This is a genomic window from Paracoccus aestuarii, from assembly GCF_028553885.1.
Taxonomy (GTDB): Bacteria; Pseudomonadota; Alphaproteobacteria; order Rhodobacterales; family Rhodobacteraceae; genus Paracoccus; species Paracoccus aestuarii.
Genome location: NZ_CP067169.1, coordinates 2,149,924 through 2,176,830, shown reverse-complemented (window position 1 = coordinate 2,176,830; position 26,907 = coordinate 2,149,924). Strand labels below are relative to the sequence as shown.

At 68.2% G+C, this 26,907-nt stretch carries 29 protein-coding genes; 16 read left to right on the top strand and 13 right to left on the bottom strand.

Features of this window, described 5'->3' with window-relative positions:
* Nucleotides 1–43: 43 nt before the first annotated feature.
* Complete coding sequence (locus tag JHW48_RS11080; protein WP_119885533.1) at nt 44–1,090, bottom strand: Leu/Phe/Val dehydrogenase; 1,047 nt, start codon at nt 1,088–1,090, stop codon at nt 44–46.
* Nucleotides 1,091–1,306: 216 nt separating this feature from the next.
* The gene (gene ssb / locus JHW48_RS11075; protein ID WP_119885534.1) at nt 1,307–1,798 is read right to left on the bottom strand and encodes a single-stranded DNA-binding protein; all 492 of its coding nucleotides are present in this window, start codon (nt 1,796–1,798) and stop codon (nt 1,307–1,309) included.
* Nucleotides 1,799–2,036: 238 nt separating this feature from the next.
* On the opposite strand from ssb, the gene JHW48_RS11070 reads away from it, so the two are divergent.
* The gene (locus tag JHW48_RS11070) at nt 2,037–2,618 is read left to right on the top strand and encodes a lytic transglycosylase domain-containing protein (protein WP_240637773.1); all 582 of its coding nucleotides are present in this window, start codon (nt 2,037–2,039) and stop codon (nt 2,616–2,618) included.
* Nucleotides 2,619–2,633: 15 nt separating this feature from the next.
* Here the strand turns inward: JHW48_RS11070 and JHW48_RS11065 are convergent, their stop codons facing one another.
* The 10 genes from JHW48_RS11065 to mdh all read right to left on the bottom strand — a co-directional run bounded on the left by JHW48_RS11065 (nt 2,634) and on the right by mdh (nt 13,724).
* Nucleotides 2,634–3,146 carry a lytic transglycosylase domain-containing protein gene (locus tag JHW48_RS11065; RefSeq protein WP_119885536.1) on the bottom strand — a complete coding sequence of 171 codons (513 nt, stop codon included), beginning with the start codon at nt 3,144–3,146 and terminating at the stop codon, nt 2,634–2,636.
* On the bottom strand, nt 3,139–4,527 hold the full coding sequence (gene lpdA / locus JHW48_RS11060; RefSeq protein WP_119885537.1) for a dihydrolipoyl dehydrogenase: 1,389 nt from the start codon (nt 4,525–4,527) through the stop codon (nt 3,139–3,141). The genes JHW48_RS11065 and lpdA overlap by 8 nt, the downstream gene beginning before the upstream one ends.
* Before the next feature lie 64 nt (nt 4,528–4,591).
* Nucleotides 4,592–4,993, bottom strand: coding sequence for an MAPEG family protein (locus tag JHW48_RS11055; RefSeq protein ID WP_119885538.1), 402 nt, complete (start codon nt 4,991–4,993; stop codon nt 4,592–4,594).
* A 1-nt stretch (nt 4,994) separates the two neighbouring features.
* Nucleotides 4,995–5,249, bottom strand: coding sequence for a hypothetical protein (locus tag JHW48_RS11050; RefSeq protein WP_119885539.1), 255 nt, complete (start codon nt 5,247–5,249; stop codon nt 4,995–4,997).
* Between the two features lie 97 nt (nt 5,250–5,346).
* Nucleotides 5,347–6,864: a 2-oxoglutarate dehydrogenase complex dihydrolipoyllysine-residue succinyltransferase gene (gene odhB, locus JHW48_RS11045; protein WP_119885540.1), complete on the bottom strand. Its 1,518-nt coding sequence runs from the start codon at nt 6,862–6,864 to the stop codon at nt 5,347–5,349.
* 4 nt (nt 6,865–6,868) lie between these two features.
* Nucleotides 6,869–9,835: a 2-oxoglutarate dehydrogenase E1 component gene (locus JHW48_RS11040; protein WP_119885541.1), complete on the bottom strand. Its 2,967-nt coding sequence runs from the start codon at nt 9,833–9,835 to the stop codon at nt 6,869–6,871.
* Between the two features lie 36 nt (nt 9,836–9,871).
* Entirely contained in the window at nt 9,872–10,147 is a 276-nt protein-coding gene (locus JHW48_RS11035; RefSeq protein WP_147388065.1) for a hypothetical protein, read from the bottom strand.
* A gap of 173 nt (nt 10,148–10,320) precedes the next feature.
* Complete coding sequence (gene sucD, locus JHW48_RS11030; RefSeq protein ID WP_119885543.1) at nt 10,321–11,205, bottom strand: succinate--CoA ligase subunit alpha; 885 nt, start codon at nt 11,203–11,205, stop codon at nt 10,321–10,323.
* 78 nt (nt 11,206–11,283) lie between these two features.
* Entirely contained in the window at nt 11,284–12,477 is a 1,194-nt protein-coding gene (sucC, locus tag JHW48_RS11025; RefSeq protein WP_119885544.1) for an ADP-forming succinate--CoA ligase subunit beta, read from the bottom strand.
* A gap of 284 nt (nt 12,478–12,761) precedes the next feature.
* Nucleotides 12,762–13,724: a malate dehydrogenase gene (gene mdh / locus JHW48_RS11020; RefSeq protein ID WP_119885545.1), complete on the bottom strand. Its 963-nt coding sequence runs from the start codon at nt 13,722–13,724 to the stop codon at nt 12,762–12,764.
* Nucleotides 13,725–13,852: 128 nt separating this feature from the next.
* Between mdh and JHW48_RS11015 the strand changes: the two genes are divergently transcribed.
* The 13 genes from JHW48_RS11015 to JHW48_RS10955 all read left to right on the top strand — a co-directional run bounded on the left by JHW48_RS11015 (nt 13,853) and on the right by JHW48_RS10955 (nt 23,588).
* Nucleotides 13,853–14,632, top strand: a complete 780-nt coding sequence (locus tag JHW48_RS11015; protein WP_240637766.1) for a sulfite exporter TauE/SafE family protein — start codon at nt 13,853–13,855, stop codon at nt 14,630–14,632.
* An 82-nt stretch (nt 14,633–14,714) separates the two neighbouring features.
* Entirely contained in the window at nt 14,715–15,557 is an 843-nt protein-coding gene (locus tag JHW48_RS11010) for an HpcH/HpaI aldolase/citrate lyase family protein (protein WP_119885546.1), read from the top strand.
* Between the two features lie 43 nt (nt 15,558–15,600).
* Entirely contained in the window at nt 15,601–16,158 is a 558-nt protein-coding gene (locus tag JHW48_RS11005; protein WP_119885547.1) for an NnrU family protein, read from the top strand.
* Nucleotides 16,158–16,364 carry a DUF1737 domain-containing protein gene (locus JHW48_RS11000; protein WP_119885548.1) on the top strand — a complete coding sequence of 69 codons (207 nt, stop codon included), beginning with the start codon at nt 16,158–16,160 and terminating at the stop codon, nt 16,362–16,364. Before JHW48_RS11005 ends, JHW48_RS11000 begins: the two co-directional genes overlap by 1 nt.
* Nucleotides 16,361–17,395: a MaoC family dehydratase gene (locus tag JHW48_RS10995; protein WP_119885549.1), complete on the top strand. Its 1,035-nt coding sequence runs from the start codon at nt 16,361–16,363 to the stop codon at nt 17,393–17,395. The genes JHW48_RS11000 and JHW48_RS10995 overlap by 4 nt, the downstream gene beginning before the upstream one ends.
* Before the next feature lie 240 nt (nt 17,396–17,635).
* On the top strand, nt 17,636–18,028 hold the full coding sequence (gene sdhC, locus JHW48_RS10990) for a succinate dehydrogenase, cytochrome b556 subunit (RefSeq protein WP_119885550.1): 393 nt from the start codon (nt 17,636–17,638) through the stop codon (nt 18,026–18,028).
* 7 nt (nt 18,029–18,035) lie between these two features.
* Entirely contained in the window at nt 18,036–18,425 is a 390-nt protein-coding gene (locus tag JHW48_RS10985; RefSeq protein WP_119885551.1) for a succinate dehydrogenase, hydrophobic membrane anchor protein, read from the top strand.
* 7 nt (nt 18,426–18,432) lie between these two features.
* Nucleotides 18,433–20,235 carry a succinate dehydrogenase flavoprotein subunit gene (sdhA, locus tag JHW48_RS10980; protein WP_119885552.1) on the top strand — a complete coding sequence of 601 codons (1,803 nt, stop codon included), beginning with the start codon at nt 18,433–18,435 and terminating at the stop codon, nt 20,233–20,235.
* Nucleotides 20,235–20,606, top strand: a complete 372-nt coding sequence (locus tag JHW48_RS10975; protein ID WP_119885553.1) for a hypothetical protein — start codon at nt 20,235–20,237, stop codon at nt 20,604–20,606. The genes sdhA and JHW48_RS10975 overlap by 1 nt, the downstream gene beginning before the upstream one ends.
* A 4-nt stretch (nt 20,607–20,610) precedes the next feature.
* A complete protein-coding gene (locus JHW48_RS10970; RefSeq protein WP_240637768.1) occupies nt 20,611–20,931 on the top strand; it encodes a hypothetical protein in 321 nt (106 codons plus the stop codon).
* Entirely contained in the window at nt 20,928–21,752 is an 825-nt protein-coding gene (locus tag JHW48_RS10965) for a hypothetical protein (protein ID WP_119885554.1), read from the top strand. Before JHW48_RS10970 ends, JHW48_RS10965 begins: the two co-directional genes overlap by 4 nt.
* A 12-nt stretch (nt 21,753–21,764) precedes the next feature.
* The gene (locus JHW48_RS10960) at nt 21,765–22,544 is read left to right on the top strand and encodes a succinate dehydrogenase iron-sulfur subunit (protein WP_119885555.1); all 780 of its coding nucleotides are present in this window, start codon (nt 21,765–21,767) and stop codon (nt 22,542–22,544) included.
* Nucleotides 22,545–22,604: 60 nt separating this feature from the next.
* Nucleotides 22,605–23,588 (top strand): D-2-hydroxyacid dehydrogenase family protein, encoded by a 984-nt coding sequence (locus tag JHW48_RS10955; RefSeq protein ID WP_119885556.1) that lies wholly within the window; start codon nt 22,605–22,607, stop codon nt 23,586–23,588.
* On the opposite strand, the gene JHW48_RS10950 is transcribed toward JHW48_RS10955, so the two are convergent.
* A complete protein-coding gene (locus JHW48_RS10950) occupies nt 23,572–24,675 on the bottom strand; it encodes a Bug family tripartite tricarboxylate transporter substrate binding protein (protein ID WP_119885557.1) in 1,104 nt (367 codons plus the stop codon). The two genes, JHW48_RS10955 and JHW48_RS10950, sit on opposite strands and share 17 nt — an antisense overlap.
* Before the next feature lie 113 nt (nt 24,676–24,788).
* On the opposite strand from JHW48_RS10950, the gene JHW48_RS10945 reads away from it, so the two are divergent.
* Both JHW48_RS10945 and JHW48_RS10940 read left to right on the top strand, forming a co-directional pair.
* Nucleotides 24,789–25,460, top strand: coding sequence for a response regulator transcription factor (locus JHW48_RS10945; RefSeq protein ID WP_119885558.1), 672 nt, complete (start codon nt 24,789–24,791; stop codon nt 25,458–25,460).
* Nucleotides 25,457–26,875, top strand: coding sequence for a sensor histidine kinase (locus JHW48_RS10940; protein WP_119885559.1), 1,419 nt, complete (start codon nt 25,457–25,459; stop codon nt 26,873–26,875). The genes JHW48_RS10945 and JHW48_RS10940 overlap by 4 nt, the downstream gene beginning before the upstream one ends.
* Nucleotides 26,876–26,907 lie beyond the last annotated feature (32 nt).

Genomic DNA, 26,907 nt, shown 5'->3' with positions numbered 1-26,907 from the left:
ATTGAGGGGGGCCGCGGCGCTGGCTGTCGCCGGCGCAAGGCCCTCAGGCGGCGCGGGGGGCGGCCAGCATCTCCTCGACCATCCGGTCGGCGACCTGCGCGGGCAGCGCGTCGGTCTGGCGCGCCTGGTGCAGCATCCGCGCCACCCGGTCGGCGATGGCCCCGAGGCGGTCCAGCCGCCAGGCGTCGGACTGGCCGTGGATCTCGCTGGCGACGCTGATGATGCCTCCGGCATTGACCACGTAATCGGGCAAATAGGTCACCCCCCGCGCGGCCAGCGCCGCCGCCACGTCCTCGTCGGCCAGCTGGTTGTTCGCCGCCCCGCAGACCAGCCGCGCGCCCAGCATCGCCGCCGTCCGCTGCGTCAGCACTCCGCCCAGGGCGCAAGGCGCGAAGATGTCCATCGGCTGGTCGAAGACCGCCTCGGGCGCGCAGACCTGCGCGCCGAGCCGGTCGCGGGCGTCCTGCAGCGCGGCCTCGTTGATGTCGGTCACGATCAGGCGCGCCCCCGCCGCGGCCAGCTTTTCGGCAAGCGACAGGCCGACATGGCCCAGGCCCTGGACCAGCACGCGGCGCTCGGACAGGTCCTCGGTGCCGAAGGCATGGGCCGCGCCCACGCGCAGGCAGCGGAACACCCCCTCGGCCGTCCAGGGCGAGGGATCGCCCGAGGCCCCCGACAGCCCCACCGCAAAACCGGTCCGGGTCGCCGCATGGGCCATGTCGGCGGGCGAGATGCCCACATCCTCGGCCGTCCAGTAGGTCCCGCCAAGCGCATCGACCGCAGCCCCGAAGGCCTGCATCATGCGCGGGGTCTTGTCACGGCGCGCATCGCCGATGATCACGGCCTTGCCGCCGCCCAGGCCCAGATCGGCCATCGCGTTCTTGTAGGTCATGCCCCGCGCCAGCCGGGTCACGTCATGGATCGCCGCCCGGTCGTCGTCATAGGCCCACATCCGGCATCCCCCCGCCGCCGGCCCCAGCCTGGTCGAATGCAGGCAGATCAGCGCGCGCAGCCCCGCCTCGGGGTCCTGGGCCAGGACCAGGCGTTCGAAGCCCGGCGGAGGGGTCAGATCGGTGATGTCGAGAGCCATGGGCGAAACCTTCCTGCGGTCTGTCATTGCCCCCAGAAAGCGCCGGCCTGCGCGCGAATCAAGCACAGGATCATTCGCAAAGCCCGGCCCGCCTTGGCGCAACGGATGGCACGTCCCGGCCCCCCGGCGGGACATTTCGAAACGCTGCGTCGCAGAAACGCACAAGGCGGCCCGAAGGCCGCCCTGCCGGTGATTCGCCCATGGCCCCCGCGGGGATCAGAACGGGATCTCGTCGTCGTAATCGGCCCGGCCCGCGGGTGCCCCGCCGCCGCGCGACGACGAACCGCCGCCGCCTTGGTTGTAATCGTCATAGCCGCCGTCACGGCCGCCGCCCATGCCGCCACCCTGACCGCCGCTGCGGCCGTCCAGCAGGGTCAGTTCGCTGCGGAAGGGGCGCAGCACGACCTCGGTGCTGTAGCGGTCGGCGCCGGACTGGTCCTGCCACTTGCGGGTCTCCAGCTGGCCCTCGATATAGACCTTGCTGCCCTTCTTCAGATACTGCTCGGCGACCTTGCCGAGAGGCTCGGAGAAGATCGCGACCGTGTGCCACTGGGTCCGCTCCTGCCGTTCGCCGGTATTGCGGTCCTTCCAGGTCTCGGAGGTGGCGATGCGCAGGTTCACCACCTTGCCGCCGTTCTGAAAGCTGCGCACCTCCGGGTCCTGGCCCAGGTTGCCGATCAGGATGACCTTGTTGACGCTGCCCGCCATGATCCCATTTCCTTCCATGTTCGTTGGCCCCGGGTGTATCGCAGCGCGCGGGCGCAGGCAACATCGCGCCCATCGCCCCCCGCTCGGCGCCCCGCCCTGCGCCGCCGCGCTGGCAGAGGGGCGATTTTGATGTATAGTCCCTGACAAAAGAAGGCCCGCAAGCGGCCTAGGCACAAGAACGAGGGCGGACAACATGCGGATCGGTCAAACCCTGACGGCATCTTTTTGCGCGGCGATGATGCTGAGCTTCACGCTGCCCGACCCCGCCGACGCCCAGGGGCTGCGCCTGTCGGGCAGCTCGTCCAAATCCCGCGCCGAACAGTTCGCCCGCCAGACCCGCCTGATGGATTCGCGCCTGTCCACGCAATACCAGTCATCGGCCCGCCTGCAGCCCGGCGGCCGCGAGGAGACCGTGGCGCTGGAGCCCGCGCCGAACATCCCCCGTTATACCGGACGGCGCAGCGAATACCTGCCGGTCGCGCGCCAAGCGGCGCAGCGCCACGGCATCCCCGAGGATCTGTTCCTGCGCCTGGTCCAGCAGGAATCCGGCTGGAACCCCAATGCGCGCAGCCACAAGGGCGCGATGGGGCTGGCGCAGCTGATGCCGGGCACGGCGGCCAAACTGGGCGTCAATCCCAACGATCCGGTCCAGAACCTGAACGGCGGGGCGCGCTATCTGCGGATGATGTACAACCAGTTCGGCAACTGGACCCTGGCATTGGCCGCCTATAATGCCGGGCCGGGCGCGGTGCAGAAATATGGCGGCATCCCGCCCTATCGCGAGACGCGCAACTATGTCCGGATCGTCGCCGGGGGCTGACCCCCGGCGCGCTCGTCAGGACCGAAGGCCGGTGACGCGCAGCAGGCCCCGCCGCCGCGCCTCGTAGTAATAGCCCCGCGAATACCAGCTGATCGCCCCGTCCGGATCGCCATCGGCCACGATATAGGCGCCGCGCAGGTATTTCACGCCATAGCGCAGGTTCGTATCCGCATCCAGCAGCTGGGATGCCGGGCCGCGATGGCCCATGGTCCGCGCGGTGGTCGGGTTGATCTGCATCAGCCCGTAATAGGGACCGTTGCGGGCATCCGGCCGGTGGCTGGATTCCCGCACGATCACCCGCTGGACCAGGCTGTTGGGGACCTGGTAATGCCGCGACCAGTAATTGATGCGCTGGCGCAGCTCGGGCGTCTCGTTGGGATAAAGGCCCGCCTGTCCGACCGAACCGCCGCCGCGCGCGCCGCCGCCCGACCGCCCGCAGGCGGCCAAGGCCAGCGCGCCCAGCAGCAATCCGCGCCGGGCGAAGGTGGCGGGGGTGCCCGCCACGCCGGGCAGGGCGCCCTCACGCATGGATGGCGCCGCCGCCGCAGGCCAGCGCGGCCTCGCGCACGGCCTCGGACACGGTCGGATGCGCGTGGCAGGTCAGCGCCAGATCCTCCGCCGAGGCGCCGAACTCCATCGCCACGCAGACCTCGTGGATCAGATCGCCCGCCGACGGCCCGATGATGTGGCAGCCGAGGATCCGGTCGGTTTCCGCATCGGCGATCAGCTTGACGAAGCCCTCGCCCAGGAACTGCGCCTTGGCGCGGGCATTGCCCATGAAGGGGAACTTGCCGATCTTGACCTTGTGGCCGGCCTCTTTGGCCTGTTCCTCGGTCAGGCCGACATTGGCCACCTCGGGGGTGGTGTAGATGACGCCGGGGATGACGTTGTAGTTCACATGGCCATGCTTGCCCGCGATGACCTCGGCCACCGCCATGCCCTCATCCTCGGCCTTGTGGGCCAGCATCGGGCCGGGCACCGCGTCGCCGATCGCATAGACGCCCTTGACGCTGGTCGCCCAGTGATCGTCCACCTGCACGAAACCACGATCGGTCATCTTGACGCCAAGCGCGTCGAGGCCCAGGCCTTCGACATGCGGACGGCGGCCGGTGGCGACCAGCACCACATCCGCGGTGATCTGCTGGCTGCTGTCGTCCTTTTTCAGCGCGTAGTCGACGGTGACCTGATCGCCCGAGACCTCGGCCGATTTCACCGCGGCGCCCAGGGTGAATTTCAGGCCCTGCTTGGCCAGCATCTTCTGGAACTGCTTCTGGACCTCGCCATCCATGCCCGGGGTGATGACGTCCAGATATTCCAGCACCGTGACCTCAGCGCCGAGGCGCGCATAGACCGAGCCCAGCTCCAGCCCGATGACGCCCGCGCCGATCACGACCATGGATTTCGGGATGCGCTTCAGCGCCAGCGCGCCGGTCGAATCGACGATGCGGCCGGCCTCGTTATCGACCTCGACGCCCTTCAGCGGCGCGGGGGTCGAGCCGGTGGCGATGACGATGGCCTTGGCCTCATGCACCTGATCGCCGACCTTGACCTTGCCCGCCTCGGGGATCGAGGCCCAGCCTTTCAGCCAGTCGATCTTGTTCTTCTTGAACAGGAATTCGATGCCCTTGGTGTTGCCGGTCACCGTCTCGGCCTTGTAGCCCTGCATCTTGTCCCAATCGACCGTCACCTCGGGGGCGATCAGGCCCATCTTGGCAAAGTTCTCATGCGCCTCATGCAGCATGTGGGTGCCGTGCAGCAGCGCCTTGGAGGGGATGCAGCCCACGTTCAGGCAGGTGCCGCCGAGCGTCTCGCGGCCCTCGACGCAGGCGACCTTGAGGCCAAGCTGGGCGGCGCGGATGGCGCAGACATAGCCGCCGGGGCCGGCGCCGATCACGATCAGGTCATACATGGGTGGTCCTTTCGTCTGGCCGCGGACCGGGGGCTTCGCGCCCCCGGACCCCCGCGGGGTATTTTCACAATGAAGAAGCCAAAGCGGCGAGGATCATCAGCACGGTCGCGCCGAAGCCGATGATCCAGATGATCGAGCGACCCGGCACCCAGCCCAGCACATAGGCGGGCACATAGAGGATGCGCACGGCCAGATAGATCCAGGCGCAGGTCGCGGTGAAGGCGGAACCGGCATTGCCCAAGGTCACCACCACCACCGCCAGGGTGAACATGATCAGCCCTTCGAAATGGTTGTCGAAGGCGCGCTGGAACCGGCCCGCCCGGCCCGAGAGCGCGGTCGAGACATTGTCGCGCGGGCCCATGGCGGTGCGGCGGCCGACCTGCTTCTGGGCCAGCACCGAGAAGATGCCGAACTGCACGGTCTGCAGCAGGCCCGCCAGCGCGAGCACGGTGAGTTCCGCGCCCATCCTAGGCGGTTTCCAGGAAATGCGCATCGGCGGCGGTGACGCCCGCCTGCGCGTTGAAGGTCGCGGCCGCCCCCGACAGGTAGTTGCGCGCCGATTTGGGGTTCGAGACCTGGAACAGCGCCCAGCTATGGCCCGCATCCTCGTGCCACAGCTGCAGCAGGGTCATGCCGTTGCGGCCGCGATCCTCGGCATCGGCATCGAAGGCCGTGCGGAAGGCCGCGCGGTCGGCATGGGCATAGCGGATGATCAGCTGCATCGGTCAGGCTCCGGTTCGTGACGGCCCAGCTTTGTGCCTGCGCGGCGGCCATTGCAAGCCCGTGTGGTGGCAGGGGCCCCGAAGGGCCCCGGCAGGATCAGAGATCCATCAGCAGGCGGCGCGGATCCTCCAGCGCCTCCTTGACGCGGACGAGGAAGGTCACGGCGCCCTTGCCGTCGACGATGCGGTGATCATAGGACAGCGCCAGATACATCATCGGGCGGATCACGATCTGGCCGCCGACGACCACGGGACGTTCCTGGATCTTGTGCATGCCCAGAATGCCCGATTGCGGGGGGTTCAGGATCGGGGACGACATCAGCGAGCCGTAGACCCCGCCGTTCGAGATGGTGAAGGTGCCGCCCTGCATCTCGGCCATGGACAGCTTGCCGTCGCGGCCCTTCAGGCCCAGCTCGCCGATCTCCTTCTCGATCGCGGCAAAGCCCTTCTGGTCGGCGTCGCGCACGACCGGCACGACCAGGCCCGATGGCGTGCCCACCGCGACGCCCATGTTGACGTAGTTCTTGTAGACCACGTCGGTGCCGTCGATCTCGGCATTGACCTCGGGGACCTCCTTCAGCGCGTGGCAGCAGGCCTTCACGAAGAAGGACATGAAGCCCAGCTTGACCTTGTGCTTCTTCTCGAAGGCGTCCTTGTACTCGTTGCGCAGGCCCATGATCGCGGACATGTCGACCTCGTTATAGGTCGTCAGCATCGCAGCGGTGTTCTGCGCGTCCTTCAGGCGGCGGGCGATGGTCTGGCGCAGGCGGGTCATCTTGACCCGCTCCTCACGCGCGGCATCCTCGGCCGGGCGGGGGGCGGCGGGGGCCTTCGCGGCGGGCGAGGGGGCCGCCTTGGCCTTGGCCACGTCCTCCTTCATCACGCGGCCGTCGCGGCCCGAACCGTGGACCTGGTCGCGGCTGACGCCCTTTTCGGCCATGGCCTTCTTGGCCGAGGGTGCATCCTCGACGTCGCGCGGCTTGGTCTCCTCGGGGCCGGCATTCGGCAGGACGGTCTCCTGCGCATCCGACGCCTTGGGCGCGGCGGTGCCGGCGGCACCCTCGGTGATGATCGCCAGGCGCGCCTTGGCATCGACGGTCGCGCCTTCCTCGGCCAGGATCTCGGCCAGGACGCCCGCGGCGGGGGCCGGGACCTCGACCGAGACCTTGTCGGTCTCCAGCTCGCACAGCATCTCGTCGGCCTCGACGCGGTCGCCCGGCTTCTTGAACCAGGTGGCGACGGTCGCCTCGGTCACGCTTTCGCCCAGGGACGGGACCATCACGTCCACGGAATTGCCGCTCATTGTCTTCTGTTCCTCGGTCTTTTCGGCCGGTGCTTCGGCCTTGGCAGGTTTCGGGGCGGGGGCGGCGGCTTCGCCACCCTCGCTGATCTGGGCCAGCAGCGCGTCGGGCCCGACCGTCTCGCCCTCGGCGGCGACGATCTCGGCCAGGGTGCCTGCGGCGGGGCTGGGCACCTCGACGGTGACCTTGTCGGTCTCCAGTTCGCACAGCATCTCGTCGATCTCGACGCGGTCGCCGGGCTTCTTGAACCAGGTGGCGATCGTGGCCTCGGTGACGGATTCGCCCAGGGTGGGTACGCGGACTTCGGTGGTCATCGGATCATCCTTCGAGGTTCAGGGCATTGGCGACCAGCGCCTCTTGTTCGGCCTTGTGGCGCGAGGCCAGGCCCGTGGCCACCGATGCGGCGGCGCTGCGGCCCGCATAGCGCGCGCGGGTATGCTTGGCGCCGATCCGTTCCAGGACCCATTCCAGGTTGGGATCGACGAAGGTCCATCCGCCCTGGTTCTTGGGCTCCTCCTGGCACCAGACGACCTCGGCCTGCTTGAAGCGGCCCAGCTCCTTGACCATCGCCTGCGCGGGGAAGGGATAGAACTGTTCCAGGCGCAGCAGATAGGTGTCGGTCAGCCCGGCCTCGTCACGGGCCTTCAGCAGGTCGTAATAGACCTTGCCCGAACAGACGACGACGCGCTTGATCTGGTCATCCGCAACCAGCTGGGTCTGCGAGGTGCCGCGCTCCGCATCGTCCCACAGCACCCGGTGGAAGGTGCTGCCGGTCTGGAACTCCTCGGCGGTGCTGATCGCCTGCGGATGGCGCAGCAGCGATTTCGGCGTCATCAGGACCAGCGGCTTGCGGAACTGGCGCTTCAGCTGGCGGCGCAGGATGTGGAAATAGTTCGCCGGCGTCGTGCAGTTCGCGACGATCCAGTTATCCTCGGCGCAGCCCTGCAGGAAGCGTTCCAGACGGGCCGAGCTGTGCTCGGGGCCCTGACCTTCGAAGCCGTGCGGCAGCAGCATCACCAGGCCCGACATGCGCAGCCATTTCTTCTCGCCGGAGGAGATGAACTGGTCGAACATGATCTGCGCGCCGTTTGCGAAATCGCCGAACTGCGCCTCCCACAGGGTCAGGGTGTTGGGCTCGGCCAGCGAATAGCCGTATTCGAAGCCCAGCACCGCGTATTCCGACAGCATGCTGTCGATGACCTCATAGCGGGCCTGACCCTCGGCGATGTTGTTCAGCGGGTAATAGCGGTCCTCGGACTTCTGGTCGATGAAGGCCGAATGGCGCTGGCTGAAGGTGCCGCGGGTGCTGTCCTGGCCCGACAGGCGGACGCCATGACCCTCGGTCAGCAGCGATCCGAAGGCCAGCGCCTCGGCGGTGGCCCAGTCAAAGCCCTTGCCGGTCTCGAACATCTGCTTCTTCGCCTCGACCAGACGGCCGACGGTCTTGTGCAGGCTCAGATCCTCGGGGACGGTGGTCAGGGCGCGGCCGACCTGGGTCATCACCTCGGGGGCGATGCCGGTCTCGCCGGCGATGTAGTCGGTGCCCTCGCGGTCCAGGCCCGACCACTTGCCGTCCAGCCAGTCGGCCTTGTTCGGCTTGTAGTTCTTGCCGATCTCGAATTCCTCGGCCAGATGGGCCTGGAAGGCGGATTTCATGTCCTCGATCTCGCCCTCGGGGATCAGCCCGTCGGCGACCAGACGTTCGGTGTACAGCTGCAGCGTGGTCTTCTGCGCCTTGATCTTGGTGTACATGGCCGGGTTCGTGAACATCGGCTCGTCGCCTTCGTTGTGACCGAAGCGGCGATAGCAGATGATGTCCAGAACCACGTCCTTCTTGAACTTCTGCCGGAACTCGATGGCCACGCGGGCGGCATGGACGACCGCCTCCGGGTCATCGCCGTTCACGTGGAAGATCGGCGCCTCGACCATCAGCGCGATATCGGTGGGATAGGGCGAGGTGCGGCTGAAATGCGGGGCGGTGGTGAAGCCGATCTGGTTGTTCACCACGATATGGATGCAGCCGCCGGTGCGGTGCCCGCGGATGCCCGACAGCTGCAAGCATTCGGCCACGACGCCCTGACCCGCGAAGGCCGCGTCGCCATGCAGCAGGATCGGCAGGACCGAGGTCCGGTCGGTCAGATCGCCCAGCTGGTCGCCCTTGGCGCGGGCCTTGCCCAGCACGACCGGGTTCACGGCCTCCAGGTGGCTGGGATTGGCGGTCAGCGACAGGTGGACGCTGTTGCCGTCGAACTCGCGGTCGGCGCTGGCGCCGAGGTGGTATTTCACGTCGCCCGACCCGTCCACATCCTCGGGCTTGAAGCTGCCGCCCTGGAATTCGTGGAAGATCGCGCGATAGGGTTTCGACAACACATTGGCCAGGACCGACAGGCGGCCGCGGTGGGGCATGCCGAACACGATCTCCTTGACGCCCAGGGCGCCGCCGCGCTTGATGATCTGCTCCATCGCGGGGATCAGCGCCTCGCCGCCATCCAGACCGAAGCGCTTGGTCCCCATGTATTTCACATGCAGGAACTTCTCGAAGCCCTCGGCCTCGACCAGCTTGTTCAGGATGGCGCGGCGGCCTTCGCGGGTGAAGGCGATCTCCTTGCCGTAACCCTCGATCCGCTCCTTCAGCCAGGCGGCTTCCTCGGGGTTCGAGATGTGCATGTATTGCAGCGCGAAGGTGCCACAATAGGTGCGGGTCATCAGATCGGTGATCTGGCGGATCGAGGCGACCTCGAGGCCCAGCACGTTGTCAATGAAGATCGGGCGGTCCAGATCGCCGGGGCCGAAGCCGTAGGTGGCCGGGTTCAGCTCGCCGTGGTCAGGGAATTCGCGCAGGCCCAGGGGGTCCAGGTTCGCATGCAGATGGCCGCGGATGCGGAAGGCGCGGATCAACATCAGCGCGCGGATGCTGTCCAGCACCGCCTGGCGCATCTGGTCGGTGGTCAGGCTGACACCCTTCTCCTCGGCCTTGGCGGCGATCTTCTTCATCGCGGCGCCGGCATCGGCCTTGGTGGCCTGGGGCCATTCGCCGGTCAGGGCGGCGGTCATCTCGTCGCCGGGGACGGGGGGCCAGTCGGCGCGCGCCCAGCTGGCGCCCTCGGCCTCGCGCACGGCATCGGCGCCGTCATCGCCCAGACCCTGGAAGAACTCGGCCCAGGCCTGGTCGACCGCGGCCGGGTCCTTGGCCCACTGGCCATAGAGCTGTTCGACATAGGCCGCGTTATGGCCCTGCAGGAACGAGGAATCGTGGAAATCGGAATTCTTTGGCTGGTCGGTCATGGCTGGTCCCCGTTCAGGGCAAAGGAAGGGTTTGGGTCAGGCGCAGTAGATGTCGAAGATGCGGGCGCCGGGATCGGCGATGGGGTCGGTGCGGGGCTGCTGTTCAATCCGCAGCGGGGCGCGCCGTTCCAGACCGCAGAGCGCGACGGCCGCGCGGCTTTCGGCATTGGGCGGCGCGGCCGAGGGTTGATAGATCACCCGCCAGCCGAAATCCCGGCGGGCGACGGTGCGCACCGATGCCGCGGGCAGGCCGCTGGCCTGGTGCAGGTCGGTGCGGGCGGGGATGCCGCCGGGCAGGATGTCGGTCGTCATCCTGTCCCCGCAGGCGGACAGCGCCAGGATCGCCGCCAGAGCCAGGGGCGCGGAACGGCCCCTGCTTGGTGCTGGCTGGGGCTGTTCGGCCCGCGATCCGTTCACTGTTCGATCCTCCCTGGCACCTGCTGCCGCCCCCTCTACATAGGCACGGGCGGCAGCGGGTCAAATCATCAACCCTTGATCGCCTTCAGAACGGCCTCGCCCAGGCCGGCGGGGCTGTCGGCGACGATGATGCCGGCCTTCTTCATGGCCTCGATCTTGGATTCCGCATCGCCCTTGCCGCCCGACACGATCGCGCCGGCATGGCCCATGCGGCGGCCCGGAGGGGCGGTGCGGCCCGCGATGAAGCCCGCGGTGGGCTTCCACTTGCCCTTGCGCTTCTGCTCGGCCAAGAATTCCGCGGCTTCCTCCTCGGCGCTGCCGCCGATCTCGCCGATCATGATGATGGACTCGGTCTCGGGGTCGTCCAGGAACATCTGCAGCACGTCGATATGCTCCATCCCCTTGATCGGGTCGCCGCCGATGCCGACCGCCGAGGACTGGCCGAGGCCCACATCCGAGGTCTGCTTGACCGCCTCATAGGTCAGCGTCCCCGAGCGCGACACGACGCCCACGCTGCCGCGACGGAAGATGCTGCCCGGCATGATGCCGATCTTGCATTCGTCAGGCGTCATGATGCCCGGGCAGTTCGGCCCGATCAGGCGCGACTTGCTGTTAGCCAGCGCGCGCTTGACGCGCATCATGTCGAGGACCGGGATGCCTTCGGTGATGCAGACGATCAGCGGCACTTGGGCGTCGATGGCCTCGAGGATCGAATCCGCCGCGAAGGGGGGCGGGACATAGATCGCGCTGGCATTTGCGCCGGTCTTGGCCACGGCCTCGTGGACCGAGTTGAAGACCGGCAGGCCCAGATGCTCGGACCCGCCCTTGCCGGGGGTCACGCCGCCGACCATCTGCGTGCCATAGGCGATCGCCTGCTCGGTGTGGAAGGTGCCCTGGGATCCGGTGATCCCTTGGCAGATGACTTTGGTATTCTTGTCAACGAGAACGGCCATCATGGCCTCCTTGCGTAAGCGACGCCCATGCGCCGCGATGTTCCAGAGGAGGGCGCGCCCATCGCGCGCCCGGATGGATCAGCCCTTGACCGCCTTGACGATCTTCTGCGCGCCGTCCTTGAGGTCATCGGCGGCGATGACGTTCAGGCCGGAATTGGCGATGATCTCCTTGCCCAGCTCGACATTCGTGCCTTCCAGACGCACGACCAGCGGGACCTGCAGGCCGACCTCCTTCACGGCGGCGATGATGCCCTCCGCGATGATGTCGCAGCGCATGATGCCACCGAAGATGTTGACCAGAATGCCTTTGACGTTCGGGTCCGAGGTGATGATCTTGAACGCCTCGGTGACCTTTTCGGTCGTGGCGCCGCCGCCGACATCCAGGAAGTTCGCCGGCTCGGCGCCGAACAGCTTGATGATGTCCATGGTCGCCATGGCCAGACCCGCGCCGTTCACCATGCAGCCGATCTCGCCATCCAGCGCGATATAGTTCAGGTCGAACTTCGAGGCGGCCAACTCCTTGCTGTCCTCCTCGGTCTCGTCGCGCAGCGCCATGATGTCGGGCTGACGATAGAGGGCGTTGTTGTCGAAGCCCATCTTGGCGTCCAGGCACTTGATCTGGCCTTCGGGCGTGACGATCAGCGGGTTGATCTCCAGCATCTCCATGTCCTTCTCGATGAACATGCGATACAGGTTCTTGACCAGGGCCACGCATTGCTTGACCTGCGCGCCTTCGAGGCCCAGGGCAAAGGCCACGCGGCGGCCGTGGAAATCCGACAGGCCCGAAGCCGGATCGACGCTGAAGCTGACGATCTTCTCGGGCGTGTGCTCGGCCACCTCCTCGATGTCCATGCCGCCCTCGGTCGAGGCGACGAAGCTGACGCGCGAGGTCTGGCGATCCACCAGCAGCGCCAGATACAGCTCGCGCGCGATGTCGCTGCCGTCTTCGATATAGATGCGGTTGACCTGCTTGCCGGCGGGGCCGGTCTGATGCGTGACCAGCGTGCGGCCCAGCATCTGGCGGGTCAGCTCCTCGGCCTCTTCGACCGACTTGGCCAGGCGGACGCCGCCTTTTTCACCGGCTTCGGCTTCCTTGAAGCTGCCCTTGCCGCGGCCGCCCGCATGGATCTGGGCCTTCACGACCCAGAGCGGGCCGTCCATCTCGCCTGCGGCGGTTTTCGCCTCGTCGGCCTTCATCACGATGCGGCCGTCGCTGACGGGCGCGCCGTATTGACGCAGCAGCGCCTTGGCCTGGTATTCGTGGATGTTCATCTCGACCCCCTCGTTCGGTTCGACAGATTTGCGGCCTTGTGCCATGTCGTGACGGTCCGATGAAACGAATTCCCCGTAAAATGCCCAAAACCGGCGGGAAGTCGCTGAATGTGATCACGCCCGGAATTGCTGTGATCACAAAGCGCCCGGCCGATAGCGCAAGCAGGTCGATTCGACGCGGGCACAGGGGGGCAAAGGGCGCAAATCGCCGCGGGGGGCGGATGCAAACGGCGCGCCCGGATGGTCCGGGCGCGCCGCATGTCAGGATATCGGTTCCGGGCGGATCAGGCCAGCGAGGGGTCGATGCCCTTGCAGGCCTCGACCAGGCCCTTCACGGCCTCGACGGACTTGTCCATCATCGCCTGCTCGTCGCGGTCCAGCTTGATGTCGATGACCTTTTCCACGCCGCCGGCGCCGATCACGGTGGGCACGCCCACATACATGCCCTTCAGGCCATAGGCGCCGTCCACATGCGCCGCGCAGGGCAGGACGCGCTTCTGGTCCTTCAGATAGGCCTCGGCCATCTCGATGGCGCTGGTCGCGGGGGCGTAGAAGGCGCTGCCGGTCTTCAGCAGGCCCACGATCTCGGCGCCGCCGTCGCGGGTGCGCTGCACGATGGCGTCCAGCTTCTCCTGCGTGGTCCAGCCCATCTTGACCAGGTCGGGCAGCGGGATGCCCGCGACCGTCGAATAGCGGGTCAGCGGCACCATCGTGTCGCCATGCCCGCCCAGAACGAAGGCGGTCACGTCCTTCATCGACACGTCGAATTCCAGCGACAGGAAATGACGGAATCGGGCCGAATCCAGCACGCCCGCCATGCCGCAGACCTTGTTATGGGGCAGGCCGCTGAATTCGCGCAGCGCCCAGACCATCGCGTCCAGCGGGTTGGTGATGCAGATGACGAAGGCGTCGGGGGCATGCTGGGCGATGCCCTCGCCCACGGCCTTCATGACCTTCAGGTTGATGCCCAGCAGGTCGTCACGGCTCATGCCCGGCTTGCGCGGCACGCCCGCGGTGACGATGCAGACATCGGCGCCCGCGATGTCGGCATAGTCGTTCGTGCCCTTCATCCGCGCGTCGAACCCTTCGGACGGGCCGGATTCGGCGATGTCCAGCGCCTTCCCTTGGGGCGTCCCCTCCGAGATGTCGAACAGGACGACGTCGCCCAGTTCCTTCATCGCGGCCAGGTGGGCCAGCGTTCCGCCGATCTGCCCCGCACCGATCAGTGCGATTTTGGGTCGGGCCATGGAGTACCTCCGAATGCATGGTGGAATGTTGCGGCAGGGGTAAGGGGTCGCGAAAGGAATCGCAAGCGCCGCCTGCCGCGCCGCGGCGCTGTTGGCGCTGACACTTGCCAAGCCGGTCGCGGCGGGACATGGATTGCACGTCGTGCAAGGGGGTGGGGATGCTGGAACTGACGGTCGCGGGCTGGGTGCTGGCGGTGCTGGCGGCGATGGCGGTGGGGCTGTCCAAGGGCGGGCTGGCGATGGTCGGCATCATCAGCGTGCCGCTGATGTCGCTGGTCATGTCGCCGGTCCAGGCGGCGGGGCTGCTGCTGCCGATCTATGTGGTATCGGACATGGGCGGGCTGCTGGCCTTTCGCCGCAACCTGGACCGCCGGGTGCTGATGCTGGCCCTGCCGGGGGCCATGCTGGGGATCGGCGTGGGCTGGGTCACGGCGCATGTGGTCCCGGTGCGCGGCGTGACGCTGATCGTGGGGCTGATCGGGCTGGGATTCGCGCTGAACGCGCTGATCCGCCCGGCGCTGGACGGGGCGCCGCGTCGGGCGCGGGGCAGGGTGGCGACGGTCTGGGGCGGTCTTGCGGGCTATACCAGCTTCGTCAGCCATTCCGGCGCGCCGCTGTGGCAGGTCTATGCCCAGCCCCTGCGCCTGTCGCCGCTGGTCTATGCGGGGACGACGACCTGGTTCTTCGCCATCGGCAACATCGTCAAGCTGCTGCCCTATGCCGCGCTCGGCCAGCTGTCGGCGGCGAACCTGCGGACGGCGGCGGTGCTGATGCCGGTCTCGCTGATCTCGGTCTGGGCGGGGCTGCGGCTGGTGCGGATCATCCCGCCGCTGGTCTTCTATCGGCTGATCACCTGGGGCCTGCTGGCCGTGTCGCTGCGGCTGATCTGGCAGGGGGTCATGGGCTGATCGCCGCGCTGCGGCATTTTGCGCTTGCCATTTCTGGCGCCACGCGCCACCAATGCGCAACATTGTTGCCCGGAGGTTTTCCATGACCCGCCCGTTCCGTTCGGTCCTCTACATGCCCGCCGCCAATCCGCGCGCGATGGACAAGGCCCGCGGCCTGCCCGCCGATGCGATCATCTTCGATCTGGAGGATGCGGTCGCCCCCGATGCCAAGGCCCAGGCCCGCACCGCCCTGGCCGAGGCGCTGGCGCAGGATTACGGCCCCCGCACCCGGATCGTGCGAATCAACGCGCTGTCCACGGAATGGGGGGCCGACGACCTGCGCGCCTGCGCCGATCTGCCGATGGATGCGGTGCTGGTGCCCAAGGTGGACGGCCCCGCCGATCTGGACCGCGTGGCCGAGGCGCTGCCCGGCATCCCGCTCTGGGCGATGATGGAGACGCCGCTGGCCATGCTGAACGCCGCCGCCATCGCCGCCCATCCCCGGCTGGAGGGGATGGTCATGGGCACGAACGACCTGGCCAAGGAGCTGGGCTGCCGCTTCCGCGCCGACCGCCTGCCGATGATGACCGGGCTGGGCCTGTGCCTGCTGGCCGCCAAGGCGCATGGCCGGGTGATCCTGGACGGGGTCTTCAACGCCTTCAGGGACGATGACGGGCTGCGCGCCGAATGCGAACAGGGCCGCGACATGGGCTTTGACGGCAAGACCCTGATCCACCCTTTGCAGCTGGAGGTCACGAACGCGGTCTTCGCCCCCTCTGAGGCCGAGATCGACCTGGCCCGCCGCCAGATCGAGGCCTTCCGCGAGGCACAGGACCAAGGCAGGGGCGTGGCGGTCCTCGACGGCCGGATCGTCGAGAATCTGCATGTCGACACCGCGCGCAAGCTGCTGGACCGGGCGCAGGCGATTGCGGAACTGGCGCAATAGGGGCAGTCTTGCCGCGAACTCCGTCCAGCAATAGGAAAGCCAGATGCTGATCCTGATCCTTGGCGTGGCCCTGTGGTGGGCCGCGCATCTCTTCAAGCGCATGGCGCCCGCGAACCGCGCCGCGATGGGCGACGACCGGGCCAAGGGCATGGTCACGGGCCTTCTGGTCCTGTCGATCATCCTGATGGTCATCGGCTATCGCGGGGCGAGCGGCGCGTTCTTCTGGGGACCGCATCCGGCGCTGGTGGGCATCAACAACCTGCTGGTGCTGATCGCGGTCTATCTGTTCGCGGCCAGCGGGATGAAGACGCGGGTGACCGCCCATACCCGCCACCCGATGCTGTGGGGCTTCGCGCTCTGGGCCTTTGCGCATCTGCTGGTCAATGGCGACGTGCCCTCCTTCGTGCTGTTCGGCGGCCTGCTGGCCTGGGCCCTGGTCGAGATGGTGGTGATCAACCGCGCGTCGCCCTGGCGCCGCCCGACCGGCCCCTTTCCCGCCCGCAAGGAGGCGATGGCCGTGGCCGGCGCCGTCATCGTGACCTTGGTCATCGGCGTAATCCATGGTTGGATCGGTCCCTGGCCCTTCGGCGGGGGGGCGTGATGGGCCTGATCTATCGCTGCATCACCGAGGATGACACCAGCCGCTTCTGCCACCGCGTCAGCGAGGCGCTGTCGAACGGCTGGTCGCTGCATGGCAACCCGGCCATGGCCCATGACCCGGCCACGGGCGTCATGCGCATGGCCCAGGCCGTGACCAAGCACATCCCCGACGACTATCACCCTGACATGAAACTGGGGCAGCAATGACCAAGACCAATCCGGGCCGCTTCTTCGAGGATTACGCCATCGGCCAGACCATCCGCCACGCCGTGCCCCGCACCGTGGCCGAGGGGGAACGCGCGCTCTATCACGCGCTCTATCCGGCGCGGCACGCGATCTATTCCTCGGATGAATTCGCGATCGCCTGCGGGCTGGACGGCAGCCCGATGGACGACCTGCTGGGCTTTCACACGGTCTTCGGCAAGACGGTGCCGGATGTCAGCCTGAACGCGGTGGCCAATCTGGGCTATGCGCAGGGGCGCTGGCTGCTGCCGGTCTGGCCGGGCGACACGCTGCGCGCGGAAAGCCGGGTGATCGGGCTGCGCCAGAATTCGAACGGCCAGTCGGGCGTGGTCTGGGTGCGCACGCGGGGCCTGAACCAGGTGGGCGACGTGGTGCTGGATTATGTGCGATGGGTGATGGTGCGCAAGCGCGACGCCGCATCCCCCGCGCCCGAGCCCGTGGTCCCCGACCTGCCCGCGGTGGTGGATCCCGCCGACCTGGTGGTTCCGGAGGGCCTGAACTTCACCGGCTACGATTTTGATCTGGCTGGGGAAACCCATCGTTGGGGCGATTACGCGGTGGGCGAGGTCATCGACCATGTCGATGCCGTCACCATCGAGGAGGCCGAGCACATGCTGGCCACCCGCCTGTGGCAGAACACCGCCAAGGTGCATTTCGACGCCACCCACCGCCGCGACGGGCGGCGGCTGATCTATGGCGGCCATGTCATCAGCATGGCCCGCGCGCTGTCCTTCAACGGGCTGGCCAATGCCCAGATGATCGTGGCGCTGAACGCGGGCGCGCATGCCAATCCCTGCTTTGCGGGCGATACGGTCCGCGCCTGGTCCGAGGTGCTGGACAAGGCCCCCACGGACGCCCCCGGCATCGGCGCGATCCGCCTGCGCCTGGTCGCGACCAAGGGCTGTGGCCCCGCCGCGGGGCTGCGCGATTCCGACGGCCGCTATCTGCCCGAAATCCTGCTGGACCTGGACTATTGGGCGCTGATGCCGCTGTGACCGGCGGCGCATGGGCGCTTGTCCTGCGCTAACGGCGCGGGGCTTGTGATCACAGCCGCCGTGACTGTGATCACAAAGCGCGTTTTCCGCGTCATTTGCGCGCGCGGGGTGGCATCTGCGGATGACAGATGGCATTTGTAACGCCAGACACGGCACCAATCGCCAGCCCGCGCGGGCCAGCCCATGCCTTTCGGGACCCTCGCGCCGGGACATGCTGAACCGACACAAGGAGGGCCGCCAATGGCCGATGTGAACCGGGGTAACCGGCCGCTTTCCCCCCATCTTCAGGTCTATCGCCTGCCCATGCCGGCGATCACCTCGATCCTGACGCGCATCACGGGCCACGCGATGGCCGCGGGCCTGATGCTGCTGGTCTGGTGGCTGGTCGCCGCCGTCACCAGCCCGGGCGCCTTCGCGACTGCCGATTGGGTCATGCGGTCCTGGCTGGGTTTCCTGATCATGACGGCCTCGACCTGGGCGCTGTGGTTCCACGCGCTGTCGGGCGTGCGGCACCTGTTCTATGACAACGGCATGGGGCTCGAGATCGAGGACGCCAAGCGCGCCTCCTGGGGCATCGTCATCGGTTCGGTCGCGCTGACCGTGCTGAGCCTGATCATCTTCTTCATCGGCTGAGGGCATCATGCGTTACATCACCCCCCGCAAGGCCGCGCAGGGGCTGGGCTCGGCCCGGTCCGGCACCCAGCATCACTGGAACATCACGCTGAGCAGCTATGCGCTGATCGTGCTGACGCCGCTGTTCCTGATCGCCGTGGGCGGCGCGATCGGCCTGCCCCAGGACCAGGTCGTCGCGCATTTCGGACGGCCCTTCCCGGGCATCATCACCGCGCTGTTCATCATCGTGGGCATGCTGCATTTCATCAAGGGATCCCAAGGCGGCGCGATCGCGGATTACCTGCACGGCACCGCCCAGCAGCTGACGATGGTCGCGGTCGCGATCTTTGGCTGGGGCGTGATCGCCGCCGCCGTCTTTGCGCTGGCCAAGATGGCCTTCACCCTTCCTGCGATCTGAGGACGACATGGCCGCATACGATACCCAAATTCATGACTATGACGTGGTCGTCGTCGGAGCGGGTGGCGCGGGTCTGCGCGCGACGCTCGGCATGGCCGAACAGGGGCTGCGCACCGCCTGCGTGACCAAGGTCTTTCCGACCCGCAGCCACACCGTCGCCGCCCAGGGCGGCATCGCCGCGTCCCTGTCCAACATGGGCCCCGACAGCTGGCAGTGGCACATGTACGACACCGTCAAGGGCTCGGACTGGCTGGGCGACACCGACGCCATGGAATACCTGGCGCGCGAGGCCCCCAAGGCCGTCTATGAGCTGGAGCATTACGGCGTTCCTTTCAGCCGCACCGAGGATGGCCGCATCTATCAGCGCCCCTTCGGCGGCCACACCACCGAATATGGCGAAGGCCCCCCGGTGCAGCGCACCTGCGCCGCGGCCGACCGCACCGGCCACGCGATCCTGCACACGCTCTACGGTCAGTCGCTCAAGAACAACGCGGAATTCTTCATCGAATATTTCGCGCTTGACCTGATCATCACCGATGGCCGCTGCACCGGCGTCGTCTGCTGGAAGCTGGACGACGGCACGATGCATGTCTTCAACGCCAAGATGGTGGTGCTGGCGACGGGCGGTTACGGCCGCGCCTATTTCAGCGCGACCAGCGCCCATACCTGCACCGGCGACGGCGGCGGGATGGTCGCCCGCGCGGGCCTGCCCCTGCAGGACATGGAATTCGTCCAGTTCCACCCGACCGGCATCTATGGCTCGGGCTGCCTGATCACCGAAGGGGCGCGGGGCGAGGGCGGTTATCTGACCAACTCCGAGGGCGAGCGGTTCATGGAGCGCTATGCGCCCACCTACAAGGACCTGGCCAGCCGCGATGTGGTCAGCCGCTGCATGACGCTGGAGATCCGCGAGGGTCGCGGCGTCGGCGGCGAAAAGGACCACATCTTCCTCAACCTGATGCACCTGCCGCCCGAGACGCTGCATGAGCGTCTGCCGGGCATCAGCGAATCCGCCAAGATCTTCGCCGGCGTCGACGTGACCCGCGCGCCGATCCCGGTCATCCCGACCGTGCATTACAACATGGGTGGCATCCCCACGAACTATTGGGGCGAAGTGCTTGCGCCGACGCCGGAAAATCCCGACGCGGTCTTCCCCGGCCTGATGGCCGTGGGCGAGGCGGGCTGCGCATCCGTGCATGGCGCGAACCGTTTGGGCTCGAACAGCCTGATCGACCTTGTGGTCTTTGGCCGCGCCGCCGCGATCCGGGCGGGCGAGGTCGTGGACCGCGACGGCGCCGTGCCCTCGACCAACAAGGCCGAGGTGGACCGCGCGCTGGACCGCTTCGACGGGCTGCGCCATGCGAACGGCACCACCGGCACGGCCGAGCTGCGCAACGAGATGCAGCGCACCATGCAGGCGGATGCCGCGGTCTTCCGCACCGACAAGACCCTGGCCGAGGGCATGGGCAAGATGGAGGCCATCGCGGGCAAGCTCGATGACCTGAAAGTGACGGATCGTGGTTTGATCTGGAACACGGACTTCATGGAAACGTTGGAGCTGACGAACCTGATGCCCAACGCCCTGACCACCATCGTGGCGGCCGAAGCGCGCAAGGAAAGCCGCGGCGCGCATGCGCACGAGGACTACCCTGAGCGGGATGACGCCAACTGGCGCAAGCATTCGCTTGCCTGGGTCGACGGCAACACGGTTAAACTGGCCTACCGCCCCGTCCACCTGGAGCCTTTGACCAAGGCCGAGGAAGGCGGGATCGACCTGCAGAAGATCGCTCCTAAGAAAAGGGTTTATTGATGCGCTTCAACCTCATCGCCGCCTTCGGCCTGTCCGCTGTCACCTTGGCTGGCTGCGTGGCGCCCGTTCCCGTCGCGGCGCCCGCCGTGCCCTCGGCCCCCGCCACCGCGGCGCCCGCGCCGACCGTTCTGGACGCCGCCTCGCGCCAGATCGCGCGCAACACCGTCAACACCGAGATGCAGCGCCGCCTGCCGGGCGTGAACGTGTCACCCTATACCGATTGCGTGGTCAACAACGCCACCACGGCCGAGCTGATCGACATCGCCCAGGCCTCGCGCGCGGGCATCGCGGGTTCGGCCGACAGCGTGGCGGCCATCGTCTCGCGCCCCGCGACGACGCAGTGCATCGCCGCGGCGGCGCGCACGGCCTGATCCGGTGGGCGCGTGGACATATCGCCTGTGCCTGCTGCCGCTGATGGCGGTGGCGGCCTGCGGCCCGGTCACGGTCGACCAGGCCGAGCGGTCCTGTCTGCGCGACGCCGAACTGGCCGAACGCCCGCGCGGCAGCGCGGCGGTCGGCATCGGCACCGGCTCCGGGGGGACGCGCAGCTATGGCGCGATCAGCCTGGAGATGAGCGGCGCCTTCATCCGCGGGCGCGATCCCGCGGATGTCTTCGATCAATGCGTCCAGCGCCGGTCCGGCCAGATGCCCACCCGGCCGCTGTCGCAACAACCCGGCTGGCGGAGCGTCCGATGACCCGCCCGCTGATCCTGCATGCGGGGGTCCAGAAGACCGGCACGACCTCGCTGCAACGTTTTCTGCGCCTGTCCGCGCCCGCGCTGGCCGACCGGCTGGTGATCCGCACTCCGGAGGAGGGCACGCCCATGCGCCCCCTGGGCCGCGCGGCCATCGCCTGCAGTCTGGATGACGGCCCCGATGCGCGCCGCCGCCTGGCCGATGCGTTTTCCGATGTGCTGGACAGGCTGCCCCCCGGGCCGCAGCCGGTGATCATCAGCCATGAGAACCTGGCCGGTGCCATGCCCGGCAATGGCGGCGAGACGCGGCTGTTCCCTGCGCTGCCCGGGCTGATGACCCAGCTGTTCCCCTTGGCCGAGGCGCGGGGCTTTGCGCCGCATCTGGCGATCTATACCCGGCGCATGGCCGACTGGCTGCCCTCGGTCTGGGCGCAGGCGGTGCGGACCGACGGTTATGCCCATGACCTGAGCCATTTCCGCGACCAGACCGCTGATCTGCCCGGTTGGGGCTACCTGATCCGGCGCCTGCAGGGCGCGCTTGGCGCCGATCGCGTGACCCGCCTGCGCCTGTCCGGCGAGACCGATCCCGACCGCCCCGGCCTGCAGCTGCTGGCCCTTGCGGGGCTGGATCCCGCGCGCGCCGCATCCCTGCCGCCGCTGGAGGGTCGCGCGATGGAGCGGCTGAACGCCGGCTCGACCGAATTCCTGCGGCGCCTGAACGCTCTGGCGCTCAACCCCCATGCGCGTGACAAGGTGGCCGGTCTGGTCGCCCGGTCGCAATCCCTGTTCGCGGCCCAAGCGCCGTCCGAAGGCACTCTCTGAAAGGAGCATCCCATGGTCCAGTTTACCCTGCCCAAGAACAGCCAGATCCGGGTCGGCAAGACCTGGCCCAAGCCCGAGGGCGCGACCAATGTCAAGAAATTCAAGATCTATCGCTGGAACCCCGAGGATGGGGAAAACCCGCGGCTGGACACCTATTTCGTCGACCTGGACAAATGCGGCCCGATGGTCCTGGACGCGCTGATCAAGATCAAGTCCGACATCGACCCGACCCTGTCCTTCCGCCGGTCCTGCCGCGAGGGGATCTGCGGGTCCTGTGCCATGGTCATCGACGGCGGCAACCGCCTGGCCTGCATCTTTGGCATCGACGAGGTGAAGGGCGACGTGGCCATCTATCCGCTGCCGCATATGCCGGTGGTCAAGGACCTGGTGCCGGACCTGACGCATTTCTACGCGCAGCACGCCTCGGTGAACCCCTATCTGCAGACCAAGTCGCCCACGCCCGGCAAGGAATGGAAGCAGTCGATCGAGGACCGCAAGAAGCTGGACGGTCTTTATGAATGCATCCTCTGCGCCTCCTGTTCGACGGCCTGCCCGTCCTATTGGTGGAACGGCGACCGCTATCTGGGGCCGGCCGCCTTGCTGCATGCCTATCGCTGGATCATCGACAGCCGCGACGAGGCCACGGGCGAGCGGCTGGACGAGCTGGAGGATCCCTTCAAGCTCTATCGCTGCCACACGATCATGAACTGCACCAATACCTGCCCCAAGGGTCTGAACCCCGCCAAGGCGATCGCCTCGATCAAGCATATGATGGTCGAACGCGCCGTCTGACGACCGGGCCGGGCAGGGGGGCGACCCCCGCCCGGCCTCTTTCCTGCCGGGGGGTGGATCATGCGCATCGCGGTCCTGGACGATTACGCCGATGCGGCCCGGCGGCTGGCCGACTGGCCGGCGGATTGCACCGTCACCGTCTTTCACGACACGCTGTCCGACCCCGAGGCGCTGATCCGGCGGCTGCGGCCCTTCGACATCATTTGCGTGATGCGCGAACGCACGCCGCTGACGGGCGACATCATCCGGGCGCTGCCCGATCTGCGGCTGATCGTGACCACGGGGGCGCGGAACCTCTCGATCGACGTGGCGGCGGCCGAGGCGCGGGGCATTCCCGTCTGCGGCACGGAATCGCGCGGATCGGTGACGGCGGAATTCGTGATGACCGCGATCCTGGCCCTGTCGCGCCGCATCCTGCCCGAGGCGAATGCCGCAGCCGCCGGTCATTGGCAGCAGGGGCTGGGCCGCGACCTGTCGGGCCTGACCTTGGGCATCGCCGGCTATGGCCGGATCGGGCGGCGGCTGGCGGATCTGGCTCGCCCCTTCGGGATGGAGATTCTGGCCTGGTCCCGCAGCCTGACCGCCGATCGCGCCGCTGCCGAGGGCCTGCGCCACGCCGCCACGCTGGACGAGGTGATGGCGGGGGCGGATGTGCTGTCGGTGAACCTGGTCCTGTCGGATCAGACGCGCGGGTTGATCGGGGCGCGGGAACTGGCGCTGATGCGGCCCGATGCGCTGATCGTGAATGCCGCGCGCGGCCCCATCGTCCAGACCGCCCCGCTGCTGGAGGCGCTGCATGCGCGCAGGCTGGGCGGTGCGGCGCTGGACGTGCATGACATCGAGCCGCTGCCTGCGGGCGCGCCGGTCCTGGACCCCGCGCTGATCGCGGATGGGCGGCTGCTGGTGACGCCGCATCTGGGCTATGTCAGCGAACAGACCTTCCGCCTGTTCTACCGCCAGACGGTCGAGGCGATCGAGGCCTGGCGCGCGGGCCGCCCGATCCGGGTGATCGCGGTGGGGCGGCAGGCTACTCCGTCAACCTGACCGAATATTCGCTGGCCAGCAGGTCCAGCACGAAGGCCCGCGTCCCGGGGTCGATGCGGATGACGCTGCGGGCCAAGGCCTCGGCCTCCTCGCCCACCAGCGTCTGATAGGCGCCCAGCACCTCGGGCGCGCGGTCCAGATATTCGGGATCGGTGCGGGCGGCGCGGATCGCCTCCAGCCAGGTGTCGCGGATGGGCGCGGGCGTATCGCCGAGCAGGACCAGCATCTTCTGCGCCGCGAACCCCGCCGAGGCGAAGACGCGATAGGCGTCGTATTCCGGCCCGGATGGCGGGTGGCCGTGGCGGAATTCGTAGAGCTCCTCCAGCGTCGGCAGGTCGGGGAAGGTCGGGTCGCGCCGGACCTGTCCCTGGGCATCGACCACGCCCCAGGTCATCAGCGGCACGGCCTCGCCCGCCGCGACCATGGGGGCCACGTTGCGCAGATAGGCCGAGGTCGTCTGATAGTCGATGTTCACCTCGCGGTGGCGCATCGCCTCCAGCCCGTCGCCGCGGCCGGTATAGCCGAAGACGTAATGCGCGTCGAAGCCCAGCAGGCGGAAGGCCAGCATCGGCACCAGGTCCAGCGAGGTGATCCCCTGGCTGGCAAAGACCAGCCGCTGGTCCTGCAGCCGGTCGATGTCGCGCCACGAGGACAGGCCCAGCTCGTCCGAGACATAGACCACCCCGCCGGTGGGCGAGGCCATCAGCACCGTCCAATCCGCGAAATCGTAGCGGACCCGGAAATCGCCCAGCAGCCAAGCGAACAGCGATGATCCCGACGTGCCCAGCAGCGTCGTCCCGTCCGGCGCGGCCTGGGTCGCGAAGGCGTTCGATCCGCGCGTGCCGCCGCCGCCGGGTTCGTTCTGGACGGTGATGGGTGGCTGGCCGGGCAGGTGGCGCGACAGGATCGGGGCGTGGAACCGCGCCCAGACATCGGACCCGCCGCCCTCGGAAAACGGGATGACCATGCGCAGCGGGCCGGACGGAAAGTCCTGCGCCCCCAGATCCTGCGCTCCTGCCGGCAGCGCGGCGATGACCAGCGACAGGACCGCCCCGACGATGCGCCGGGCGGGCGATGGGTCTTGCATGAATGCCTCCCTCGACGGGCGGATGCGCGCCGCCTTCCCCTTGTGATCCTTTCTAAAGGCTGTATCTTCGCCGATCCAGCCCCTATCCCGGAATTCCTCATCCCAGGCCCGTCATGCGGATCGTGCTGATCGAAGACAACCAGATGCTGGCCCGCGCGGTCGAGCAGGCCCTGCGCCAGGAGGGTCATTCCGTCGATTGGCTGGCCGACGGCCAGGACGGGATCGAGTTCCTGACCCGCGATGGGGCGGATCTGGCCATCGTCGACATGAACCTGCCGCGGCTGGCCGGGCTGGACGTGATCCGCCGCCTGATCGCGATGGGGTCCGACATCCCGGTCCTGGTCCTGACCGCCCGCGACGGGCTGGAGGACCGGGTGGCGGGCCTGGACGCGGGCGCCGACGACTATATGACCAAGCCCTTCGAGATGGCGGAACTCTGTGCGCGGGTGCGCGCCTTGGGCCGGCGCCGCGGCAAGCGCGGCCAGATGGTCGAGACGGTGGGCCGGCTGTCCTTCGACCGCGCGGGCCGCCGCCTGTCCGGCCCCGGCGGCGTGATCGAGCTGTCGCGCCGCGAGCTGGCCCTGTGGGAGGCGCTTTTCGACAATGCCGAACGGGTGGTCGACAAATCCGCGCTCTGCGACAGCATCTATGGCACCGGCGCGGATGTGGACGTGAACGCGGTCGAGCTGCTGGTCTCGCGGCTGCGGCGCAAGATCGAGGGGGCCGCGGTCCAGATCCGCGCGATCCGGGGCCTGGGCTACATCCTGCAGCAGGACGGCGGATGAGCGCCCCGGACGGCCGCGCGGTCAGCCTGCGCACGCGGCTCTTCGTGCTGATCGTGGTGCCGCAGCTGGTGCTGGCGGTGCTGGCCAGCGTGGTGCTGCACTGGATGGCGCGGGACATGTCGCGCAACCTCTATGACGACACGCTGAAGGTCGTGGCCCATGCCGTCGCGCGCGAGGTCATGGTGACCAAGGGCGATCTGATCGCGGAATCGCTGCTGACCTCGCTGGAGGGGGCGATCGGCGATCCGCTGTTCTATCAGGTCCATGCCGCGGGGGGGCGGTTCGTGGTCGGGCGCACCGACGCCCCGCCCATGCCCGCCGGTCTGGAATATCCGGAGGCGGTGCCGGTCTTCTACAGCGCGACCTTCAACGGCCAGCCGGTCCGGGCGGTGGTGCTGCGCGAATATATCGTGGACCCGGATCTGGACGGCTGGACCACGGTGCGCGTCTGGCAGACCGTCAGCCGGCGCGAGGCGCTGACCCTGCAGATGCTGGGCCAGGCGGCGGCGGTCCTGTCGCTGATGGTCGCGCTGAGCGCGGCGCTGGTCTGGTTCGGGATCAATCGCGGCCTGTCGCCCCTGACCGATCTGCGCGACGCGGTGGCGCTGCGCAACTCGCGCGAGCTGCGCCCGATCCGCCGCCCCGTCCCGCGCGAGGTCGTGCCGCTGGTGGCCACGATCAACGGGCTGTTCCAGCGCCTGTCGGACGAGCTGGACCGCAGGCGGGCCTTCATCTCGAACGCGGCGCATCAGCTGCGCAACCCGGTCGCGGCGATCCAGGCCCAGGCCGATTCGGCGCTGAACGCCCATGCGCCCCAGGACCGCCAGCAGCGCCTGACCGACCTGCAGGAACTGGCCCGCCGCCTGTCGCGCCTGACCCAGCAGCTGCTGCGGCTGGACGCGGCCAGCGACGGGCCGGGCGATGCGCGGGCCGGGCAGGGCGTGGTGGACCTGTCCCATCTGGTGGCCGATGTCGCGCGCCGCCACGTCCCCGCCGCCCTGCGCCGCGACCTGGAGCTGTCGCTGGAGGGCGCGGACGCCCCCCTGCCGGTCCGCGCCAATCCCGTCCTGCTGGAGGAGGCCGTCGACAACCTGATCGACAATGCCCTGAAATACGGCACCCCCGAGGGCAGCGCCCTGCGGCTGGAGCTGGGCCGCGACGGGGGCATGGCCACGCTGCGGGTCCGCGACCAAGGCTGCGGCATCCCCCCCGACCTGCATCAGGCGGTGTTCGACCGGTTCTTCCGCATCAGCACCGCCGATGACGGCGGGTCCGGTCTGGGCCTGCCCATCGTGCGCACCATCGCGCGCCGAGCGGGCGGGGATGCGCGGGTCGAGCCCTCGGATCGCGGCTGCGTCATCCTTCTGACCCTGCCATTGGCAGAGGCTGGCGCGGAAACGGGCAGAAAAAACTGACCCCGCCGGTTTCTGACAGTCTTCTGACAGGT

Bases quoted from the DNA above. Each gene is read 5' to 3' on its own strand.
- JHW48_RS10950 (WP_119885557.1), bottom strand. From the start codon at position 24,675: ATGCAAGACCCATCGCCCGCCCGGCGCATCGTCGGGGCGGTCCTGTCG.
- sucD (WP_119885543.1), bottom strand. From the start codon at position 11,205: ATGGCCGTTCTCGTTGACAAGAATACCAAAGTCATCTGCCAAGGGATC.
- odhB (WP_119885540.1), bottom strand. From the start codon at position 6,864: ATGACCACCGAAGTCCGCGTACCCACCCTGGGCGAATCCGTCACCGAG.
- sdhC (WP_119885550.1), top strand. From the start codon at position 17,636: ATGGCCGATGTGAACCGGGGTAACCGGCCGCTTTCCCCCCATCTTCAG.
- JHW48_RS10985 (WP_119885551.1), top strand. From the start codon at position 18,036: ATGCGTTACATCACCCCCCGCAAGGCCGCGCAGGGGCTGGGCTCGGCC.
- JHW48_RS11080 (WP_119885533.1), bottom strand. From the start codon at position 1,090: ATGGCTCTCGACATCACCGATCTGACCCCTCCGCCGGGCTTCGAACGC.
- JHW48_RS10995 (WP_119885549.1), top strand. From the start codon at position 16,361: ATGACCAAGACCAATCCGGGCCGCTTCTTCGAGGATTACGCCATCGGC.
- JHW48_RS10965 (WP_119885554.1), top strand. From the start codon at position 20,928: ATGACCCGCCCGCTGATCCTGCATGCGGGGGTCCAGAAGACCGGCACG.
- sucC (WP_119885544.1), bottom strand. From the start codon at position 12,477: ATGAACATCCACGAATACCAGGCCAAGGCGCTGCTGCGTCAATACGGC.
- JHW48_RS11010 (WP_119885546.1), top strand. From the start codon at position 14,715: ATGACCCGCCCGTTCCGTTCGGTCCTCTACATGCCCGCCGCCAATCCG.
- JHW48_RS11065 (WP_119885536.1), bottom strand. From the start codon at position 3,146: ATGCGTGAGGGCGCCCTGCCCGGCGTGGCGGGCACCCCCGCCACCTTC.
- JHW48_RS11050 (WP_119885539.1), bottom strand. From the start codon at position 5,249: ATGCAGCTGATCATCCGCTATGCCCATGCCGACCGCGCGGCCTTCCGC.
- ssb (WP_119885534.1), bottom strand. From the start codon at position 1,798: ATGGCGGGCAGCGTCAACAAGGTCATCCTGATCGGCAACCTGGGCCAG.
- JHW48_RS10975 (WP_119885553.1), top strand. From the start codon at position 20,235: ATGCGCTTCAACCTCATCGCCGCCTTCGGCCTGTCCGCTGTCACCTTG.
- JHW48_RS11070 (WP_240637773.1), top strand. From the start codon at position 2,037: ATGCTGAGCTTCACGCTGCCCGACCCCGCCGACGCCCAGGGGCTGCGC.
- JHW48_RS11015 (WP_240637766.1), top strand. From the start codon at position 13,853: ATGGATTGCACGTCGTGCAAGGGGGTGGGGATGCTGGAACTGACGGTC.
- JHW48_RS11005 (WP_119885547.1), top strand. From the start codon at position 15,601: ATGCTGATCCTGATCCTTGGCGTGGCCCTGTGGTGGGCCGCGCATCTC.
- JHW48_RS11035 (WP_147388065.1), bottom strand. From the start codon at position 10,147: ATGACGACCGACATCCTGCCCGGCGGCATCCCCGCCCGCACCGACCTG.
- JHW48_RS10940 (WP_119885559.1), top strand. From the start codon at position 25,457: ATGAGCGCCCCGGACGGCCGCGCGGTCAGCCTGCGCACGCGGCTCTTC.
- JHW48_RS11000 (WP_119885548.1), top strand. From the start codon at position 16,158: ATGGGCCTGATCTATCGCTGCATCACCGAGGATGACACCAGCCGCTTC.
- mdh (WP_119885545.1), bottom strand. From the start codon at position 13,724: ATGGCCCGACCCAAAATCGCACTGATCGGTGCGGGGCAGATCGGCGGA.
- JHW48_RS10945 (WP_119885558.1), top strand. From the start codon at position 24,789: ATGCGGATCGTGCTGATCGAAGACAACCAGATGCTGGCCCGCGCGGTC.
- JHW48_RS10960 (WP_119885555.1), top strand. From the start codon at position 21,765: ATGGTCCAGTTTACCCTGCCCAAGAACAGCCAGATCCGGGTCGGCAAG.
- sdhA (WP_119885552.1), top strand. From the start codon at position 18,433: ATGGCCGCATACGATACCCAAATTCATGACTATGACGTGGTCGTCGTC.
- lpdA (WP_119885537.1), bottom strand. From the start codon at position 4,527: ATGTATGACCTGATCGTGATCGGCGCCGGCCCCGGCGGCTATGTCTGC.
- JHW48_RS10955 (WP_119885556.1), top strand. From the start codon at position 22,605: ATGCGCATCGCGGTCCTGGACGATTACGCCGATGCGGCCCGGCGGCTG.
- JHW48_RS11040 (WP_119885541.1), bottom strand. From the start codon at position 9,835: ATGACCGACCAGCCAAAGAATTCCGATTTCCACGATTCCTCGTTCCTG.
- JHW48_RS11055 (WP_119885538.1), bottom strand. From the start codon at position 4,993: ATGGGCGCGGAACTCACCGTGCTCGCGCTGGCGGGCCTGCTGCAGACC.